The organism is Enterococcus sp. RTP21361st1_A6_RTP21361_211029 (assembly GCF_040910045.1).
In the GTDB taxonomy this organism is placed as follows: Bacteria; Bacillota; Bacilli; order Lactobacillales; family Enterococcaceae; genus Enterococcus_D; species Enterococcus_D gallinarum.
Genome location: NZ_JBDGBK010000007.1, coordinates 41,966 through 59,890 on the forward strand (window position 1 = coordinate 41,966; position 17,925 = coordinate 59,890).

General features: G+C 42.1%; 17 protein-coding genes. 13 read left to right on the forward strand and 4 right to left on the reverse strand.

Features of this window, described 5'->3' with window-relative positions; translation table 11 throughout:
• Positions 1 to 21: 21 nt before the first annotated feature.
• From AB5Z52_RS02310 to AB5Z52_RS02350, 9 genes are all read left to right on the forward strand, one after another.
• Complete coding sequence (locus AB5Z52_RS02310) at positions 22 to 420, forward strand: cytidine deaminase (RefSeq protein WP_003127939.1); 399 nt, start codon at positions 22 to 24, stop codon at positions 418 to 420.
• Between the two features lie 66 nt (positions 421 to 486).
• Positions 487 to 1,608 (forward strand): BMP family protein, encoded by a 1,122-nt coding sequence (locus AB5Z52_RS02315; protein ID WP_003127940.1) that lies wholly within the window; start codon positions 487 to 489, stop codon positions 1,606 to 1,608.
• 240 nt (positions 1,609 to 1,848) lie between these two features.
• On the forward strand, positions 1,849 to 3,417 hold the full coding sequence (locus AB5Z52_RS02320) for an ABC transporter ATP-binding protein (protein ID WP_003127941.1): 1,569 nt from the start codon (positions 1,849 to 1,851) through the stop codon (positions 3,415 to 3,417).
• Positions 3,410 to 4,561, forward strand: coding sequence for an ABC transporter permease (locus tag AB5Z52_RS02325; RefSeq protein WP_021150638.1), 1,152 nt, complete (start codon positions 3,410 to 3,412; stop codon positions 4,559 to 4,561). The genes AB5Z52_RS02320 and AB5Z52_RS02325 overlap by 8 nt, the downstream gene beginning before the upstream one ends.
• Positions 4,561 to 5,514: an ABC transporter permease gene (locus tag AB5Z52_RS02330; protein ID WP_003127943.1), complete on the forward strand. Its 954-nt coding sequence runs from the start codon at positions 4,561 to 4,563 to the stop codon at positions 5,512 to 5,514. Before AB5Z52_RS02325 ends, AB5Z52_RS02330 begins: the two co-directional genes overlap by 1 nt.
• A gap of 171 nt (positions 5,515 to 5,685) precedes the next feature.
• Positions 5,686 to 6,852 carry a phosphopentomutase gene (gene deoB / locus AB5Z52_RS02335; protein WP_005470022.1) on the forward strand — a complete coding sequence of 389 codons (1,167 nt, stop codon included), beginning with the start codon at positions 5,686 to 5,688 and terminating at the stop codon, positions 6,850 to 6,852.
• Positions 6,853 to 6,862: 10 nt separating this feature from the next.
• Positions 6,863 to 7,681, forward strand: coding sequence for a purine-nucleoside phosphorylase (locus AB5Z52_RS02340; RefSeq protein WP_005470023.1), 819 nt, complete (start codon positions 6,863 to 6,865; stop codon positions 7,679 to 7,681).
• A gap of 54 nt (positions 7,682 to 7,735) precedes the next feature.
• Positions 7,736 to 8,440 (forward strand): purine-nucleoside phosphorylase, encoded by a 705-nt coding sequence (gene deoD / locus AB5Z52_RS02345; RefSeq protein ID WP_368243504.1) that lies wholly within the window; start codon positions 7,736 to 7,738, stop codon positions 8,438 to 8,440.
• A gap of 189 nt (positions 8,441 to 8,629) precedes the next feature.
• Complete coding sequence (locus AB5Z52_RS02350; protein ID WP_137264692.1) at positions 8,630 to 9,817, forward strand: iron-containing alcohol dehydrogenase; 1,188 nt, start codon at positions 8,630 to 8,632, stop codon at positions 9,815 to 9,817.
• Positions 9,818 to 9,904: 87 nt separating this feature from the next.
• Here AB5Z52_RS02350 and AB5Z52_RS02355 read toward each other — a convergent pair whose 3' ends face one another.
• From AB5Z52_RS02355 to rpiA, 4 genes are all read right to left on the reverse strand, one after another.
• The gene (locus AB5Z52_RS02355; protein ID WP_227173404.1) at positions 9,905 to 10,552 is read right to left on the reverse strand and encodes an SGNH/GDSL hydrolase family protein; all 648 of its coding nucleotides are present in this window, start codon (positions 10,550 to 10,552) and stop codon (positions 9,905 to 9,907) included.
• Between the two features lie 131 nt (positions 10,553 to 10,683).
• Positions 10,684 to 11,370 carry a 2,3-diphosphoglycerate-dependent phosphoglycerate mutase gene (gene gpmA / locus AB5Z52_RS02360; RefSeq protein ID WP_003127950.1) on the reverse strand — a complete coding sequence of 229 codons (687 nt, stop codon included), beginning with the start codon at positions 11,368 to 11,370 and terminating at the stop codon, positions 10,684 to 10,686.
• Between the two features lie 231 nt (positions 11,371 to 11,601).
• A complete protein-coding gene (locus AB5Z52_RS02365; protein WP_003127951.1) occupies positions 11,602 to 12,186 on the reverse strand; it encodes a recombinase family protein in 585 nt (194 codons plus the stop codon).
• Between the two features lie 159 nt (positions 12,187 to 12,345).
• Entirely contained in the window at positions 12,346 to 13,020 is a 675-nt protein-coding gene (gene rpiA / locus AB5Z52_RS02370; protein WP_003127952.1) for a ribose-5-phosphate isomerase RpiA, read from the reverse strand.
• Positions 13,021 to 13,349: 329 nt separating this feature from the next.
• Between rpiA and rpsL the strand changes: the two genes are divergently transcribed.
• The 4 genes from rpsL to tuf all read left to right on the forward strand — a co-directional run bounded on the left by rpsL (position 13,350) and on the right by tuf (position 17,802).
• Positions 13,350 to 13,763 (forward strand): 30S ribosomal protein S12, encoded by a 414-nt coding sequence (gene rpsL / locus AB5Z52_RS02375; RefSeq protein WP_003127956.1) that lies wholly within the window; start codon positions 13,350 to 13,352, stop codon positions 13,761 to 13,763.
• Between the two features lie 65 nt (positions 13,764 to 13,828).
• Positions 13,829 to 14,299, forward strand: coding sequence for a 30S ribosomal protein S7 (gene rpsG / locus AB5Z52_RS02380; RefSeq protein ID WP_003127957.1), 471 nt, complete (start codon positions 13,829 to 13,831; stop codon positions 14,297 to 14,299).
• Positions 14,300 to 14,380: 81 nt separating this feature from the next.
• Entirely contained in the window at positions 14,381 to 16,465 is a 2,085-nt protein-coding gene (gene fusA / locus AB5Z52_RS02385; protein ID WP_003127958.1) for an elongation factor G, read from the forward strand.
• Between the two features lie 149 nt (positions 16,466 to 16,614).
• Complete coding sequence (gene tuf, locus AB5Z52_RS02390; protein WP_003127959.1) at positions 16,615 to 17,802, forward strand: elongation factor Tu; 1,188 nt, start codon at positions 16,615 to 16,617, stop codon at positions 17,800 to 17,802.
• Positions 17,803 to 17,925: the final 123 nt, after the last annotated feature.

The window sequence follows — 17,925 nt, forward strand, 5'->3', positions numbered from 1 at the left end:
TTCAATAAAGTGAGGTTCATCATGACAAAAGCGAAAAAAGAGTGGATCGAAACGGCAGTTGCCGCATTAGACAAAGCTTACGTTCCTTATTCTAAATTTCCAGTTGGGGCCTGCTTGGTCACCAAAAAAGGAACCATCTATCAAGGCATCAATATCGAAAATGCTTCGTTTGGCTTAACGAATTGCGCGGAACGCACCGCATTTTTCAAAGCAATTTCAGAAGGCGAAAAAGACTTTCAACACTTAGTTGTTGCTGGTCATACGCCAGAGCCTATCTCACCTTGTGGCGCCTGCCGCCAAGTAATGGTTGAGTTCTGTCAGCCGGATATGCCAGTCACTCTTGTGGGAGACGATGGTATAATCAAAGAGACAACTGTCGAAGGGTTGCTGCCATATTATTTTACGAACAAAGATCTATAAACCATGTTCATTCAGTCGAAGCGGCTGTTGAAAAATAAAAACTATTTTATAGGGGGCTTTACAGCAATGAAAAAAGCAAAATTATTTAGTTTAGGAATTGTTGCAGTGGCTGGGTTGACACTACTTGGTGCATGTGGCAATGGAGGAAAGTCAGGTTCGACTGATTCAACAGGCGGCGGTTCTGCAGACGGTAAAACAGATGCAGCACACAGTGTAGCAATCGTTACCGATATCGGTGGTGTAGATGACCGTTCATTCAACCAATCTGCTTGGGAAGGTTTGGAAGCTTGGGGGAAAGAACATAACATCGCTCGCGGTGTTGGTGGATATGACTACGTTCAATCAAATGAAGCTTCAGAATATACAACAAACGTAAATGGTGCTGTCCAAAACGGATTCAAAACGATTTTTGGTGTCGGTTACCTATTGAAAGATTCAATTGAAGCAGCTGCAGCACAAAACCCTGATACTCAATTTGGGATTATCGATGATGTCATCGAAGGCAAAGACAATGTTGTTTCTGCAACCTTCAAAGACAACGAAGCAGCTTACTTAGCTGGTTTTGCAGCAGCTTATACAACAAAAACAAACAAAGTTGGCTTTATCGGCGGTGAAGAAGGTGTCGTAATCGACCGTTTTGAAGCTGGTTTTATCAAAGGTGTCGAAGATGCTTCTAAAGCATTAGGCAAAGAGATTAAAATTGATTCTCAATATGCAGCATCATTTGGTGACCCTGCAAAAGGGAAAGCCCTAGCAGCTTCAATGTACCAAGGCGGCGTTGACGTAATCTTCCATGCTTCAGGTGGTACTGGTGCTGGTGTCTTCCAAGAAGCAAAAGCAATCAATGAACAATTGAACGAAGCTGACCTTGCAGACAAAAAAGTTTGGGTTATCGGTGTAGATAGCGACCAACAAGACGAAGGTGCATACAAAACAAAAGACGGCAAAGAAGACAACTTCACATTGGCTTCAACACTTAAAGGTGTAGGCGCAGCCGTACAAGATATTTCAACACGTGCATTAGAAGATAACTTCCCTGGCGGCGAACACATCGTTTATGGTTTGAAAGACGGCGGTGTAGATATCACTGAAGGTTTCTTATCAGATGATGCAAAAGCAGCGATCGAAACAGCAAAACAAGATGTGATCGATGGCAAAGTTGAAGTGCCAGAAAAACCAGAAAAATAAGCAAGTTTTTTTAAACAATGAAAAAAAAAGACAAGAAATTCTGAACGATAGTAGAGTTGAGCGATTCGCTATCGTTCAGATGCTCGTCTTGCTAATACATCTTTAGTGGTTAATGTCTTGATGAAAGCTGTTGAGTTTTCATGAGGATAATAACCATCCTAAGCAATAGCATTTATTTGTATTAAAAATTGTTGTGTCACTGAGTGTGAGAGCGAATTAGAAAGTAAGGATGTGAGAAACTTGGCTGAAGAAAAATATGTTGTAGAAATGCGCCATATCACCAAAGAGTTTGGAACCTTCAAAGCCAATGACGATGTCAACTTACAAGTAAGGCCGGGAGAAATCCACGCATTGCTTGGGGAAAACGGAGCTGGCAAGTCGACCTTGATGAATATGCTGTCAGGTTTGTTAGAACCGACATCAGGCGATATCTTGATGAATGGGGAGAAAGTGAATATTACTAGCCCTACAGCAGCTAATAAACTTGGCATTGGTATGGTCCATCAGCATTTTATGCTGGTTGACGCGTTTACTGTCACGGAAAATATCATTTTAGGAAGCGAACCAAATAAATTGGGTGTGTTGGACCGTAAAAAAGCCCGCAAAGAAATCAAACGGGTTTCTGAGCAATATGGCTTATCGGTTGACCCAGATGCTTATGTGCGAGACATCTCAGTCGGGATGGAACAGCGTGTGGAGATTCTAAAAACATTATACCGGGGTGCAGATGTACTGATTTTTGATGAACCAACTGCAGTACTGACACCACAAGAAATCGAAGAATTGATTGTCATTATGAGAGGACTTGTTCGGGAAGGAAAATCCATCATTTTGATTACTCATAAGTTGGATGAAATCAAAGCAGTAGCGGACCGTTGTACAGTGATTCGCCGAGGCAAAGGAATAGGTACAGTCAATGTCAAAGACGTAACGTCACAGCAATTGGCAGATATGATGGTTGGTCGTTCTGTTTCCTTCAAAACACCGAAAAAACCTGCAGAACCAAAAGAAGTCGTCCTGTCTATCGAAAACTTAGTTGTAAAAGAAAATCGCGGCCTAGAGGCTGTTAAAGGCTTAAGTTTGGAAGTGCGGGCTGGGGAAGTTCTGGGGATTGCCGGAATCGATGGCAACGGACAGTCGGAATTGCTACAGGCAATCACAGGATTAAGAAAATCCGAAAGCGGCAAAGTCTTATTGAATGGTGACGACATTACAAATTTCAAACCTCGTAAAGTAACGGAGGCAGGTGTCGGGCATGTGCCGGAAGACCGTCATAAATATGGATTGGTTCTAGACATGATGCTTTCAGAAAACATTGCTTTACAAACGTATTATCAAAAACCGCTGAGCAATTATGGCGTGCTGGACTACGGGGAAATGAATGAATTTGCCCGTGGATTGATCCAAGAGTTTGATGTCCGTACAGTCAATGAGATTGTTCCTGCTCGTGCCCTCTCTGGCGGGAATCAGCAAAAGGCGATTATTGCACGGGAAATCAGCCGTGATCCGGATCTTTTGATCGTAGCGAACCCAACACGGGGCTTAGACGTAGGCGCAATTGAGTTTATCCATAAACGTTTGATCGAACAGCGGGACAAATTCAAAGCTGTCTTGTTAGTCAGCTTCGAATTAGATGAGATTTTGAACGTATCAGACCGAATCGCCGTTATCCATGCTGGTGAGATTGTTGGCGTCGTTGATCCGAAAGAGACATCAGAAAAAGAACTCGGATTACTAATGGCGGGTTATTCATTAGAAGAAGCCCGACGCGAGCTACAAATGGAGGAAGTAGGTGGTTCTGTTGAATAACCGCAAAGAAAAAATTCGGAACCTGCTTGTGCCGATCATTGCTGTTCTGCTTGGTTTTATCCTTGGTGGAATCATCATGGCGGCATTTGGCTACAGCCCAATCGATGGGTATCTTCAAATGTTCCGTACCGTATTTATCAATGGTCAAAACGGCGGATTGAATGCTAGAAATATTGGTGAGATTTTCGTTACAGCTGGTCCACTGATTTTTACAGCTTTGGGATTCGCAGTAGCGAATTCTGCAGGATTCTTTAATATCGGTCTTTCTGGACAAGCATTAGCAGGATGGGTAGCAAGTATCTGGGTCGCATTGTCTATGCCAGATGCTCCTCGAATCATCGTGTTGCCTACCGCTATTCTTGTAGGGGCAGCCTGTGGTGCAATTGCTGCAGCTATTCCAGGTATCTTACGTGCCTTCTTTGGTACGAGTGAAGTTATCGTAACTATTATGATGAATTATATTTTATTGTATACAGGAAATCATATCGTCAATAACGTCATGAATGAATCCATGATCACAACAAAAGGTGTGACCAAAATGGTAGGCGACAATGCCTCTTTACAAACACCTTTCTTAGCAAATTTGACCAACAATTCCCGGTTAAACATTGGTATTTTCATGGCACTGATCTTCCTCGTGTTGATTTGGTTCATGATGAAGAAAACAACGTTAGGTTATGAGATTCGAGCAGTTGGTTTGAATCCAACCGCATCTGAGTATGCTGGGATGAGCAGCAAACGGACAATCATTATTTCAATGATCATCTCTGGAACATTAGCTGGATTAGGTGGCGTCGTTCAAGGTTTGGGAACTTTTGAAAACTTCTTCGTTCAAGGTTCGTCATTGAGTATTGGTTTTGATGGGATGGCAGTCTCATTATTAGGCAGCGGGTCTTCGATTGGGATTTTACTTTCTGCATTGCTGTTCAGTGTTCTTAAACTGGGCGGACAAGGAATGCAGTTTGCAGGGATTCCTTCAGAACTTGTTGATGTCGACATTGCGATCATCATCTTCTTCGTTGCGATCAGCTACGTGATTCGTTTTGTATTAGCTAAAATCTTTGATGGCAAAAAGGAAGTCGCTGTTGTCCAAGAAATTGAAGCAAAGCCAAATAATCAAGATCAGGAAGGAGGAACCATCTAATGAATATCAGTTTAATTTCTTCGATCGTCACACAAACGTTGATTTATGCTGCACCATTGATCCTGACTGCACTGGGCGGCGTTTTCTCAGAGCGAAGCGGGATCGTTAACGTAGGTCTTGAAGGAATCATGGTGATGGGTGCCTTCAGTTCGATCGTTTTCAATATTGAATTTGCGTCACAATTTGGTGCATGGACACCTTGGTTAGGAATGCTAGTCGGCGGGTTAGTAGGAATGGCCTTCTCACTGCTGCATGCTGTAGCCACCATCAACTTTAGAGCAGATCACATTATCAGTGGTACCGTAATGAATTTGATGGCGCCAGCGCTGGCTGTCTTCTTAGTTAAAGCCATCTACAACAAAGGGCAAACAGACAATATTCAACAAACATTAGGGTATTTCAATTTTCCTGTGTTGCGTGATATTCCTGTGATTGGTCCAGTCTTCTTTAACCAAACGTTTTTACCTGCTTACTTTGCGATCTTGATTTCTGTGATTGCTTGGTTTGTCATCTTTAAAACACGATTTGGCTTACGGCTACGTTCCGTGGGTGAACACCCTCAGGCAGCAGATACCTTAGGAATCAATGTCTATGTGATGCGCTATTCTGGCGTGTTGATCTCCGGTTTCCTAGGCGGAATGGGTGGCGCGTTATTTGCCCAATCAATCGCTGGACGTTTTGCTGTAACAACGATTGCCGGTCAAGGGTTTATCTCAATGGCAGCAATGATCTTTGGTAAATGGAATCCGTTAGGTGCGATGGGCGCTGCAATTTTCTTCGGCTTTGCGCAAAACATCAGTATCGTTGGCGGACAATTGCCAATCATTTCCTCCATTCCAGCGGTTTATCTACAAGCAGCACCATATGCGTTAACAATTATTGTTCTAGTGCTGTTCCTTGGGAAAGCGGCAGGACCTAAAGCTAACGGTAAGAACTACATCAAATCTAAATAATTTTTTCTGTATGAAAGGGTGGGGCTATGGGACATGTTTGTGTTGCTGTGCCCTGCCCTTTTTTTTGTGTAGCAGCAAGAAACCCAATATCTCAAACATCCTTAAAGGCAAATCTTTCTTATTTCTAGTATGATAAGAAAAGAATAACAATAAAAGAAAGTAGGGAAAAGAATGTTTAAACGTGTACATTTGATCGTAATGGATTCTGTAGGTATCGGTGAAGCGCCCGATGCAGAAAAATTTGGTGACGTTGGTTCTGATACATTAGGACATATCGCCAAAGAAGCTGGATTGACGATTCCTCATTTGGAACAGTTAGGTCTTGGTACGATCCGACCGCTGGATGGTGTCAAAAATGTAGCAGACCATGACGGCTATGCAACGAAACTAGAAGAAATCTCTGTCGGAAAAGATACCATGACTGGACACTGGGAAATCATGGGTTTGAATATTCAAAAACCGTTTCGTGTGTTTCCTGACGGATTTCCTCAAGAATTGCTGCAACAAATCGAAGAATTTTCTGGACGTAAAATCGTCTGCAACAAACCTTATTCCGGTACAGCAGTCATTGATGATTACGGTGAACACCAAATGAAAACAGGCGATTTGATCGTTTATACGTCTGCCGATCCAGTCTTGCAAATTGCAGCTCATGAAGAAATCATTCCGTTGGAAGAATTGTACCGCATTTGCCAATATGTGCGTGATATTACCAAAGATGAACCATATATGATCGGCCGCATCATTGCTCGCCCTTATGTTGGTGAACCAGGAAACTTCACCCGGACAAGCAACCGGCATGACTATGCACTGGATCCTTTTGGACACACAGTGTTGGATTCGTTGAAAGATGCTGGCAAAGACGTCATCGCTGTCGGAAAGATCAATGACATCTTCAATGGTCAAGGAATCACTGATTCAGTAAGAACAAAGAGCAATATGGATGGTGTGGATCAGCTATTGAATGTGATGAAGCAAGACTTTACCGGCCTAAGTTTTACTAATTTAGTTGATTTCGATGCGCTTTACGGCCATCGCCGGGATGTTGTCGGTTATGCTCATGCCATTGAAGATTTCGATTTAAGAATCCCAGAGATTCTGGATGCCATGGCTGACGATGATTTATTAATGATCACAGCCGATCACGGAAATGATCCAACCTTTACTGGGACTGATCATACAAGAGAATATGTACCATTATTGGTTTACAGCAAACAATTTAAAGGACAAGGCCAACTACCCCAAGGCCATTATGCCGATATTTCAGCAACAATTGCAGAAAACTTTGCAGTACCGGCAACAGAAAATGGGGAAAGCTTCTTAAATCATTTAAATTAGAGGTGGAGAAATGACAACATTACATGAGAAATTGCAGGAAACAACGACATTCATCAAGGAAAAAGGGGTAGGATCTATTGATTTTGGTTTGATCTTAGGTTCAGGATTAGGTGAATTAGCAGATGAGATTGAAAATCCAATTGTGCTGCCTTATAACGATATCCCTCATTTTCCAGTTTCAACAGTCGTCGGGCATGCCGGACAATTAGTTTATGGTACATTATCTGGAAAAAAAGTATTGGCGATGCAAGGTCGTTTCCATTACTATGAAGGACATTCCATGCAGACAGTTACTTACCCTGTTCGAGTAATGGCAGCTCTTGAAGCACATTCACTTGTTGTGACGAACGCATGCGGCGGAGTGAATGAAAGTTTCCAACCTGGTGATTTGATGTTGATCACGGATCAAATCAATTTCATGGGGGACAATCCATTGATTGGGGCTAACGAAGAAGAAATGGGACCACGATTCCCTGATATGAGCCAGGCTTATCATCCAAGCTACCGGGAAACAGCAAAACAAATTGCAGAAACAAAAGGTCTCCACTTAAAAGAAGGAGTTTACATGGGCTTTTCTGGGCCGACTTATGAAACACCTGCTGAAATTCGATTTGCTCGTACGATCGGTGCAGATGCTGTGGGTATGTCGACGGTTCCTGAGGTAATCGTAGCTGTTCATAGTGGCTTGAAAGTGTTGGGCGTTTCATGTATCACCAATCTAGCTGCTGGTATGCAAGCAAGCCTGAACCATGAAGAAGTCGTAGAGACAACAGAACGGGTCAAAGCCGAATTTAAAGCGCTGATCAAAGAAACTTTAGCGAATCTGTAAAACAAGCAAACCCTAAAAAAGAGCATAAAAGAGAAGTAGAAAAGGAGCGAAAAGATGAGCGTTCATATTGAAGCAAAAGCAGGCGAGATTGCTGATAAAATTTTATTACCTGGCGATCCTCTACGCGCAAAATACATTGCAGAAACATTTTTAGAAGACCCGATCTGTTATAACAATGTCCGAGGGATGCTCGGTTATACCGGTGTCTACAAAGGTGAGCGAGTATCAGTACAAGGAACTGGTATGGGGATGCCTTCTGCGACCATTTATGCCCATGAATTGATCAATTCTTATGGCGTAAAAAAATTGATTCGTGTCGGCACTTGTGGCGCGATTTCTAAAGATGTTCATGTTCGGGACTTAGTGATCGCCCAAGCTGCAGCGACAAGTTCTTCCATGGTAGCAAAGAATTTTCAAAGTTTTCATTTTCCGCCAATCGCAGATTTCGACTTGTTGCGTAAAGCGTATGATACAGCGATTGCATCCGGTTTTACCTCCCACGTTGGGAACATTTTATCGGAAGATACTTTCTATAAAGATGATATGGCAGAAACAGTGGAATTGGCTGATCTTGGTGTATTAGGTGTTGAGATGGAGGCCGCTGCGCTTTACTATTTAGGAGCAAAATTCCACGTACAGACCTTAGCGATCTGCACAGTCAGTGATCATATCATCACTGGAGAAGAAACAACAGCGGAAGAGAGACAAACAACATTCAATGATATGATCAAAGTTGGCTTAGAAACGGCTATCTCCTAATCCTTTTTCTTATCCTACAGCCTACAAAAAATTTTCTATTCCTGTATCGCTTTCTGATTGACTCCTTAGACAATGGGAGCCAGTCAGAAAGTGATTTTTTGTTAAATGATTGATTGAATATTTTTAGCTAGTTGGAATAGTTGCACTTTTGGACGAAAATGGTTTAATTAAAGAAAAGGAGGTTGGAGCATGAATAATTTTACTTTTCAGGTGACAACGGATATACGTTTTGGGAAAGATCGGTTAAATGAGTTGCCGGAAGTATTGAATACTTTCGGAAAAAATGTCCTATTGGTCTATGGCGGCGGCAGTATCAAAAAAAGCGGACTTTATGATCAAGTCATGGCGCAATTGCAAAACAATGACAATCAAGTAACAGAATTAGCAGGAGTTGAACCAAACCCTCGGATTGAAACAGTAGCAAAAGGGGCAGAACTCTGCCGCACTGAAAAAATTGATGTGATTCTTGCAGTCGGAGGCGGCTCCGTGATTGATTGCAGCAAAGTGATCGCAGGTGCTGCTTGCAGTGAGGAAGATCCTTGGACTTTAGTGACTAAACGCAGCTACCAAGGGCCAGCATTGCCATTAGTTACGGCTTTGACATTAGCTGCAACTGGTAGTGAAATGAATCGGGGAGCAGTTATCACGAACCTTACAGCGAAACAAAAATTAGGGGTCCACGGTCCTAATTTCTTGCCGAAGGTTTCTTTCTTAGATCCCACATGGACCTTTAGCGTCAATCGCTATCAAACAGCGGCTGGTTCTGCAGATATTATGAGTCATCTGATCGAAAACTACTTTAGTACAACAGAGAATACGGATGTACAAGACGGCATCGCAGAAGGGCTGTTGAAAGCGGTAATCACAAACTTGCCGATTGCTTTGGATACCCCAGATGACTATGATGCTCGGGCAAACTTGATGTGGGCAAGTACATTGGCGTTAAATGGGTTGACAGGTAGTGGGAAAGCCGGTGCGTGGTCGTGCCATCCAATGGAACATGAGTTGAGTGCTTTTTATGATATTACTCATGGGATCGGCTTAGCCATCTTGACGCCCCGCTGGATGCTTCATGTGTTAAATGAGACAACAGCACCTAAGTTGGCTCGCTTTGCCCGTGAAGTATTCCAAGTAGAAGAAGCGGTCCCAGAAATGGCAGCCCGGATGGGGATTCAAAAGTTATACGATTTCTTCCTTGCTTGTGGGATCCCAATGACTTTACCAGAAGTGGGAATCGAAGATGATCGTCATTTTGAAGAAATGGCCAAGCAAGCAGTAGCATTTAGTTCAATTGCGACAAATGCCTACGTACCGTTGACAGAATCTGATGTCATTGCCATTTATCAAGAGGCTTTGACCCCTTCAGAGTATCTCTAAATGAAGAAACCCTGACAGAATAGACAAATAATCGGTAGGGTAATTGGTATCCTACCGATTATTTGTCTGCGTACTTCTATCAAAGAATTATCTTGAATAATGGATACGGCGCAAGATCTCTTGTGCGATCACACCATGTCCGGCGATTGTTGGATGGACACCATCTTCCCCAGTATAATAAGATGAATGTTTTTTGACAGTACGTTCAGCGAATAAGCCGTCTAAAGGAAGGTAGTCACAACCAAATTCAGCAGCTAGTTCACGAATGGAATGGATCTTGGGATCCAAATCCTTCCGCCATTGTTTGCGATCTGCTGGATAAGGAAGAACAAATGGCTCTAAAAGCAGGATTTTCTTGATCCCACTTTCGGTCACTTGCTGCAAAAATTGCCGATAATCACTAGCAAATGTCGCAGTTGCTTCGGGTGTGCCGAAAGAGGAGGTGCCAATATTGCGCCAGGTATCATTGATACCGATCAAGAAAATCAGTAGATCTGGCTTTAAATCAATGCAGTCTTCCTCGATGCGATTTAAGATATCGCGAATTTTATTCCCGCTAATGCCGCGGTTAACAAATGACAAGTTTGCATCTGGGTATTCTGCAGCTAGATGGGCTGCCACAAAGGCGGGAAATCCTTTTCCCAGATCCGTAGCATCGAGTCGATCACGGCCGCAGTCGGTGATGCTATCTCCAAGAAATAGTAGCGTATCATTTTTACAGAGTGTGGTCATCATTCCAAGCTCCTTTCGTATGCGGTTTCAATTATAACGAATATTTCTCAGGAAACCAATCAAAAAAAGACTGTGCCGTCAGTCAGGAAGAATACTCTTGCTCTGACTTGCAGCACAGCCTTGGCTGTTAATGATTATAAGTAATATTTTTTCGCAACTGTTAGATCATCGTTCAATTCATAAACAAGTGGTTGACCTGTTGGAATTTCAAGATCCATGATGTCTTCATCAGAGATACCTTCGATGTGTTTTGCTAACGCACGTAGAGAGTTTCCGTGAGCGGCAACTAAAACAGTTTTGTTGTCTTTCAATGCAGGTGCGATTTCATCTTGCCAGAAAGGTAATGCACGTTCTAGCGTTACTTTCAAGTTTTCGCCGCCAGGTACGTCGCGAGGATCAAGCATTGCATAACGACGATCGTTTGCTGCAGAACCTTCATCAGATGCATCCATCAATGGAGGCAATACATCGTAGGAACGACGCCAGATGTGAACTTGTTCGTCTCCGTATTTTTCAGCAGTTTCTTTTTTGTTCAATCCTTGTAGTTTACCGTAGTGACGTTCGTTCAAACGCCAAGATTTGATTGTTGGCACCCATAGTTGATCAGAATATTCTAAAATGTAGTTACAAGTTTTGATGGCACGAGTTAATACAGATGTGTAGGCAACATCGAATTCGATGCCGGCTTCTTTGATTTTACGTCCGCCCTCGATTGCTTCTTCGACACCTTCTGGCGCTAAATCTACATCGGCCCAACCAGTAAATTGGTTCAATTTATTCCATTCGCTTAGTCCGTGACGAGAAAATACTAATTTTGGCATGTAAAACTCTCCTTTTAGATATTAGATATTTTTCTGAAATTTTCAATTCCCTGTTTATTGTACACTTTTTCGCAAAGAATTTCTACGTATTTAGCGTAAAACCTTGTTTCTTAAAAAAAGAAACAGAAAAAAACGTCTTTCTTCAAGACGTTCTTTTTTATTTCTGAATCATTTTGTCTGACAGGATCGGCGCACAGAAAAAAAGATGAAGCACCGGATTCAGACAAGTGATTAATGACTGTATACTTTATCCAATTCTTCTTCTGAAAGTTTTATGTATTTATAGCAGGTTCCGACAGAAACACCGCATTTTGTGGAGATGAATTGAATCGTCTCTTTTTTATCGTAATAAAGCTGGCGAATTTTTTTGATGGTTTTTGGATCGATTTTTGGACGTCCGCCAATTTTGCCGTTCTTTCGGGCATTGTTCAATCCGACTAATGTCCGTTCTTTGATTAAGGCTTGTTCCATCGCTGCCAAACCTTCCATTAAATTGAAATAAATCGCCCCCATGGGTTCTCTCGTATCGATGTTTTCTGCTAGAGAAACTAGGTGAAGGTTTCTTTTTCTTAGAAGATCTGTCAATTCAGTTAATTGCCGGGTTGTTTTACCTAAACGATGAAGTTCAGAAACAACCAGCGTTTCCCCAGACTGCATACGAGCAATCACAGATTCTAATGAGTGGTTATCACAGTTTTCTTCGTAGGCATAGGTTTCGTGGAACAATTCTGTACAACCAAATTCTTTTAGTTTGTTTAATTGTTCACTTGATTCTTTATCAATAATTGTTGTGCGAGCATAACCGATGACTTTCATAGCCGCTCCTTCCTATTCTTTTTTATTTGAATGTAGCATAAATGAGGCATAAATGATAGAGAAAACTTGCACAAAAATGAATTTAACTCTAGAAAAATGAAGAAAAATACGTAGAACCTCGAACAAAAGGAGCACTTGCTCCTTTTGTTGCTAGAGGCATCAGCGAACGCTGCGGGTCTCAGGTCCATCTTCTTGTCCAATGATGATCGTATGGACCATATCCAAGAAGAGCCCGTGCTCTACAACACCGACGGTTTGATCTAGTTCATGAGCCAATGCAACTGGTTCATTGATGGTTTGTAGATGAAGATCAATGATGTAATGACCGCAATCAGTTTTTAGCGGGGTGCCATCTTCGGCTAGGCGAAGGACAGGGTGATAGTTTTTTTCTGTAAACAATCGCATCAATTGCTGACTGCCATAGGGAATCACTTCTACAGGTAATGGGAATGCGCCTAATTTTTCAACGATCTTTGATTTATCAACAATCCAAAGAACTTTTTTAGAGTAGGTTGCGACGATTTTTTCAAAAAGCAGTGCGGCACCGCCACCTTTGATTCCATGATAGTCTCCGCTGATCTCATCTGCACCATCGATCGTTAAATCGACACTTGCCACTTCATCGATCGTTTTGACCGGGATCCCTAACGATTCTGCTTGTTTTTTTGATGCCCAGGATGTTGGTACACCAACGATCGACAAGTTTTCTTCTTTCACTCTGCGCCCCAATTCTTCGATCATGTAATACGCAGTTGAACCAGTTCCTAAACCGACGACCATACCGTCAGTGACATAGCTGGCCGCTTCAATACCGACCATCTCTTTTAGATTCATTATTGACCCACCTCTAATAAAATACTATTTTCATCTTTATTATATAGTAAGAAGAAGTAAAAAGGAGGCGCAAGGGAGAGTTTTTTTTATAAAATTTTGGCAGTTGCTCCTTTCATAAAAAATCATTGAAGAGATGGTTGACAGAGTCTTTTTATCATGGTATTCTATCAAAGGTGCTTTATCTACAGGTCTCTCGTTGGAGACGTGCTGACTGTTTATCAAAGCATATTTGATAAGAATGCAGAGAATGCATTATTTTTTATCGCAAAAAAAGAACCACCTGGATGTGTGGAACTATAAAGCGAATCAAGGAAGGAGGAAAACTAGGGATGCCTACAATTAATCAATTAGTACGTAAACCTCGTAAATCCAAGGTTGAAAAATCAAATTCACCAGCATTGAACAAAGGATACAACAGTTTCAAAAAAGCTCAAACGAATGTTAACTCACCTCAAAAGCGTGGGGTAGCTACTCGTGTGGGAACTATGACACCGAAAAAACCGAACTCAGCTCTACGTAAATATGCGCGTGTTCGTTTGTCAAACTTGATTGAAGTGACAGCTTATATTCCAGGTATCGGTCACAACTTGCAAGAACACAGTGTGGTATTGCTACGCGGTGGACGTGTAAAAGACTTACCAGGGGTACGTTACCATATCGTTCGTGGTGCATTGGATACTGCCGGTGTTAACGATCGTAAACAATCTCGTTCTAAATATGGAACAAAACGTCCTAAAGCTTAATTTTGATTCAAACTACAAATGAAACTATTTAATCAGAACTGATATTTCGGAAGGAGGAGTTACGGATGCCTCGTAAAGGTCCTGTTGCAAAACGTGATGTTTTACCAGATCCTATTTATAACTCAAAATTAGTAACTCGTTTGATCAACCGTGTAATGGTTGATGGTAAACGCGGTGTTGCTGCAAATATTATCTACAATGCTTTTGGCATTATCAAAGAATCTACAGGAAATGATCCATTGGAAGTTTTCGAACAAGCAATGAAGAACATTATGCCTGTATTGGAAGTTAAAGCTCGCCGTGTCGGTGGTTCTAACTACCAAGTCCCAGTTGAAGTTCGTCCAGAACGTCGTACAACTCTAGGTCTTCGTTGGGTGGTAAACTACGCTCGTTTGCGTGGCGAACACACAATGGAAGAACGTCTTGCGAAAGAAATCATGGATGCAGCAAACAACACTGGTGCTTCTGTGAAGAAACGCGAAGACACACACAAAATGGCGGAAGCCAACCGCGCATTTGCTCACTATCGTTGGTAAGATCCTCACTGCTTTTTATTGGAAGGTACTGAGACAACCTTAGCTTAGGTTTAAGTAAGAATGAGAGGGGAACAACCTAGAATGGCAAGAGAATTTTCGCTAGAAAAAACTCGTAATATCGGGATCATGGCCCACGTTGACGCTGGTAAAACAACGACAACTGAACGTATCCTTTATTACACAGGTAAAATCCATAAAATTGGGGAAACACATGAAGGTGCTTCTCAAATGGACTGGATGGAACAAGAACAAGAACGTGGGATCACGATCACTTCTGCTGCGACAACTGCGCAATGGAAAGAAAATCGCGTAAATATCATCGACACTCCTGGACACGTGGACTTCACAATTGAAGTACAACGTTCACTACGGGTTCTTGACGGTGCTGTAACAGTATTGGACTCACAATCTGGTGTAGAACCACAAACTGAAACAGTTTGGCGTCAAGCGACAGATTACCGCGTACCACGTATCGTATTCTGTAACAAAATGGATAAAATCGGTGCAGACTTCTTATACTCTGTATCTACTTTACATGATCGCTTGCAAGCAAATGCTCATCCAATCCAATTACCAATTGGTGCGGAAGATGACTTTACTGGTATCATCGATCTAGTAAAAATGAAAGCTGAGATCTATACAAACGATTTAGGAACAGAGATTCAAGAAACTGAAATTCCTGAAGAGTACAAAGAATTAGCTGAAGAATGGCGCGAAAAATTAGTTGAAGCTGTTGCAGATACTGACGAAGAGCTAATGATGAAATTCTTGGAAGGTGAAGAAATCACTGAAGAAGAATTGAAAGCTGGTATCCGTCAAGCGACATTGACTGTTGAATTTTTCCCAGTTCTTTGTGGTTCAGCCTTCAAAAACAAAGGGGTTCAATTGATGTTGGATGCAGTCATCGACTACCTTCCTTCACCACTTGATGTTCCTGCAATCAAAGGGATCAATCCTAAAACTGACGAAGAAACTGATCGTCCTGCTGACGATGAAGCGCCTTTTGCTTCACTAGCATTTAAAGTAATGACTGACCCATTCGTAGGTCGTTTGACATTCTTCCGTGTGTATTCAGGTGTCTTGAACTCTGGATCATATGTCTTGAATGCTTCAAAAGACAAACGCGAACGTATCGGTCGTATCCTGCAAATGCACGCGAACACTCGTGCAGAAATCCAAACAGTTTATTCAGGCGATATCGCTGCAGCTGTTGGTTTGAAAGATACAACAACAGGGGATACATTGTGTGACGAAAAATCACCAGTTATCCTTGAATCAATCGAATTCCCAGAACCAGTTATCGAAGTAGCTGTTGAACCTAAATCAAAAGCTGACCAAGATAAAATGGGTGTGGCTTTACAAAAACTTGCTGAAGAAGATCCTTCATTCCGTGTAGAAACAAACGCTGAAACTGGCGAAACTGTTATCGCAGGGATGGGTGAACTTCACTTGGACGTCCTTGTTGACCGTATGCGTCGCGAATTTAAAGTTGAAGCAAACGTTGGTGCGCCTCAAGTTTCTTACCGCGAAACATTCCGTGCTTCTACGCAAGCCGAAGGTAAATTTGTACGTCAGTCTGGTGGTAAAGGTCAATACGGTCACGTATGGATCGAATTTACACCAAACGAAGAAGGTAAAGGCTTCGAATTCGAAAACGCAATTGTCGGTGGTGTGGTTCCACGTGAATACATCCCAGCAGTTGAAAAAGGACTTGAAGACTCAATGGCTAACGGTGTTCTAGCTGGTTATCCATTGGTTGACATCAAAGCCAAGCTTTACGATGGTTCATACCATGATGTCGATTCAAGTGAAACAGCCTTCCGTGTGGCAGCTTCAATGGCTTTACGTGCTGCAGCGAAGAAAGCTAATCCAGTGATTCTTGAACCAATGATGAAAGTTGTTATCACTGTTCCTGAAGATTACTTAGGTGATGTTATGGGACACGTAACTGCTCGTCGTGGACGTGTTGAAGGTATGGAAGCGCATGGTAACTCACAAATCGTTAACGCGATTGTTCCATTGGCTGAAATGTTCGGATATGCAACAACACTTCGTTCATCTACTCAAGGACGCGGTACTTTCATGATGACATTTGATCACTATGAAGATGTACCTAAGTCTGTTCAAGAAGAAATCATCAAGAAAAACGGCGGCAAAGCTGAATAATTGATGCACAAATGCGAAATTCAGTAAAAAGCTATATTTTTTATGAAGTTTCGTGTACAATATTATCGATGATAAGGGATGGGGGGCTTCGCGCCCTCTACCTATCAAATATAAAAAATAAACTGTATTTTTAGGAGGAACATTTTAAAATGGCAAAAGAAAAATTTGACCGTTCTAAACCCCACGTAAACATTGGTACGATCGGACACGTTGACCATGGTAAAACTACACTTACAGCTGCTATCACAACTGTATTATCTAAAAAAGGTTTGGCACAAGCTTCTGCTTACGACCAAATCGATGGTGCTCCAGAAGAACGCGAACGCGGAATCACTATCTCAACTGCTCACGTTGAGTATGAAACTGAAGCTCGCCACTACGCTCACGTAGACTGCCCAGGACACGCGGACTATGTTAAAAACATGATCACTGGTGCTGCGCAAATGGACGGTGCGATCTTAGTAGTATCTGCTGCTGACGGTCCTATGCCTCAAACTCGTGAACACATCTTGTTATCACGTAACGTTGGCGTACCATACATCGTTGTTTTCTTGAACAAAATGGATATGGTTGATGACGAAGAATTGCTAGAATTAGTTGAAATGGAAGTTCGTGACCTATTGTCTGAATATGACTTCCCAGGCGACGATGTTCCTGTAATCGCCGGTTCTGCTTTGAAAGCTCTTGAAGGAGATCCTTCATACGAAGAAAAAATCATGGAATTGATGGCTGCAGTTGACGAATACGTTCCAACTCCAGAACGTGATACTGACAAACCATTCATGATGCCAGTCGAAGACGTATTCTCAATCACTGGACGTGGTACTGTTGCTACAGGCCGTGTTGAACGTGGACAAGTTCGCGTTGGTGATGAAGTAGAAATCGTTGGTATTGCTGACGAAACTGCTAAAACAACTGTAACAGGTGTTGAAATGTTCCGTAAATTGTTAGACTATGCTGAAGCAGGGGATAACATTGGTGCATTGCTACGTGGGGTTGCTCGTGAAGACATCCAACGTGGACAAGTATTGGCTAAAGCTGGTACAATCACACCTCATACAAAATTCAAAGCTGAAGTTTATGTTTTGACAAAAGAAGAAGGTGGACGTCACACTCCATTCTTCACTAACTACCGTCCTCAGTTCTACTTCCGTACAACTGACGTAACTGGTGTTGTTGAATTACCAGAAGGAACTGAAATGGTTATGCCTGGCGATAACGTAACAATCGACGTTGAATTGATCCACCCAATCGCTATCGAAGACGGAACTCGTTTCTCAATTCGTGAAGGCGGACGTACTGTTGGTTCAGGCGTTGTAACTGAAATCAAAGCTTAATTGACTTGATAAATGCAAAAAGCAGAAGCGCTAGCGCTTCTGCTTTTTTGGCTCTTTGTCAATAAGGACTGATGGGTTGTACAAAATCAAATCTGGGTCAGAATGAACCTCATTCTGGCTCAG

What these genes read in the sequence shown, in the direction of transcription:
- tuf (WP_003127959.1), top strand. Translation starts at nt 16,615, where the DNA reads ATGGCAAAAGAAAAATTTGACCGTTCTAAACCCCACGTAAACATTGGT.
- rpsL (WP_003127956.1), top strand. Translation starts at nt 13,350, where the DNA reads ATGCCTACAATTAATCAATTAGTACGTAAACCTCGTAAATCCAAGGTT.
- deoD (WP_368243504.1), top strand. Translation starts at nt 7,736, where the DNA reads ATGAGCGTTCATATTGAAGCAAAAGCAGGCGAGATTGCTGATAAAATT.
- AB5Z52_RS02340 (WP_005470023.1), top strand. Translation starts at nt 6,863, where the DNA reads ATGACAACATTACATGAGAAATTGCAGGAAACAACGACATTCATCAAG.
- rpsG (WP_003127957.1), top strand. Translation starts at nt 13,829, where the DNA reads ATGCCTCGTAAAGGTCCTGTTGCAAAACGTGATGTTTTACCAGATCCT.
- AB5Z52_RS02355 (WP_227173404.1), bottom strand. Translation starts at nt 10,552, where the DNA reads ATGATGACCACACTCTGTAAAAATGATACGCTACTATTTCTTGGAGAT.
- AB5Z52_RS02310 (WP_003127939.1), top strand. Translation starts at nt 22, where the DNA reads ATGACAAAAGCGAAAAAAGAGTGGATCGAAACGGCAGTTGCCGCATTA.
- AB5Z52_RS02365 (WP_003127951.1), bottom strand. Translation starts at nt 12,186, where the DNA reads ATGAAAGTCATCGGTTATGCTCGCACAACAATTATTGATAAAGAATCA.
- AB5Z52_RS02350 (WP_137264692.1), top strand. Translation starts at nt 8,630, where the DNA reads ATGAATAATTTTACTTTTCAGGTGACAACGGATATACGTTTTGGGAAA.
- gpmA (WP_003127950.1), bottom strand. Translation starts at nt 11,370, where the DNA reads ATGCCAAAATTAGTATTTTCTCGTCACGGACTAAGCGAATGGAATAAA.
- AB5Z52_RS02315 (WP_003127940.1), top strand. Translation starts at nt 487, where the DNA reads ATGAAAAAAGCAAAATTATTTAGTTTAGGAATTGTTGCAGTGGCTGGG.
- deoB (WP_005470022.1), top strand. Translation starts at nt 5,686, where the DNA reads ATGTTTAAACGTGTACATTTGATCGTAATGGATTCTGTAGGTATCGGT.
- fusA (WP_003127958.1), top strand. Translation starts at nt 14,381, where the DNA reads ATGGCAAGAGAATTTTCGCTAGAAAAAACTCGTAATATCGGGATCATG.
- AB5Z52_RS02330 (WP_003127943.1), top strand. Translation starts at nt 4,561, where the DNA reads ATGAATATCAGTTTAATTTCTTCGATCGTCACACAAACGTTGATTTAT.
- rpiA (WP_003127952.1), bottom strand. Translation starts at nt 13,020, where the DNA reads ATGAATCTAAAAGAGATGGTCGGTATTGAAGCGGCCAGCTATGTCACT.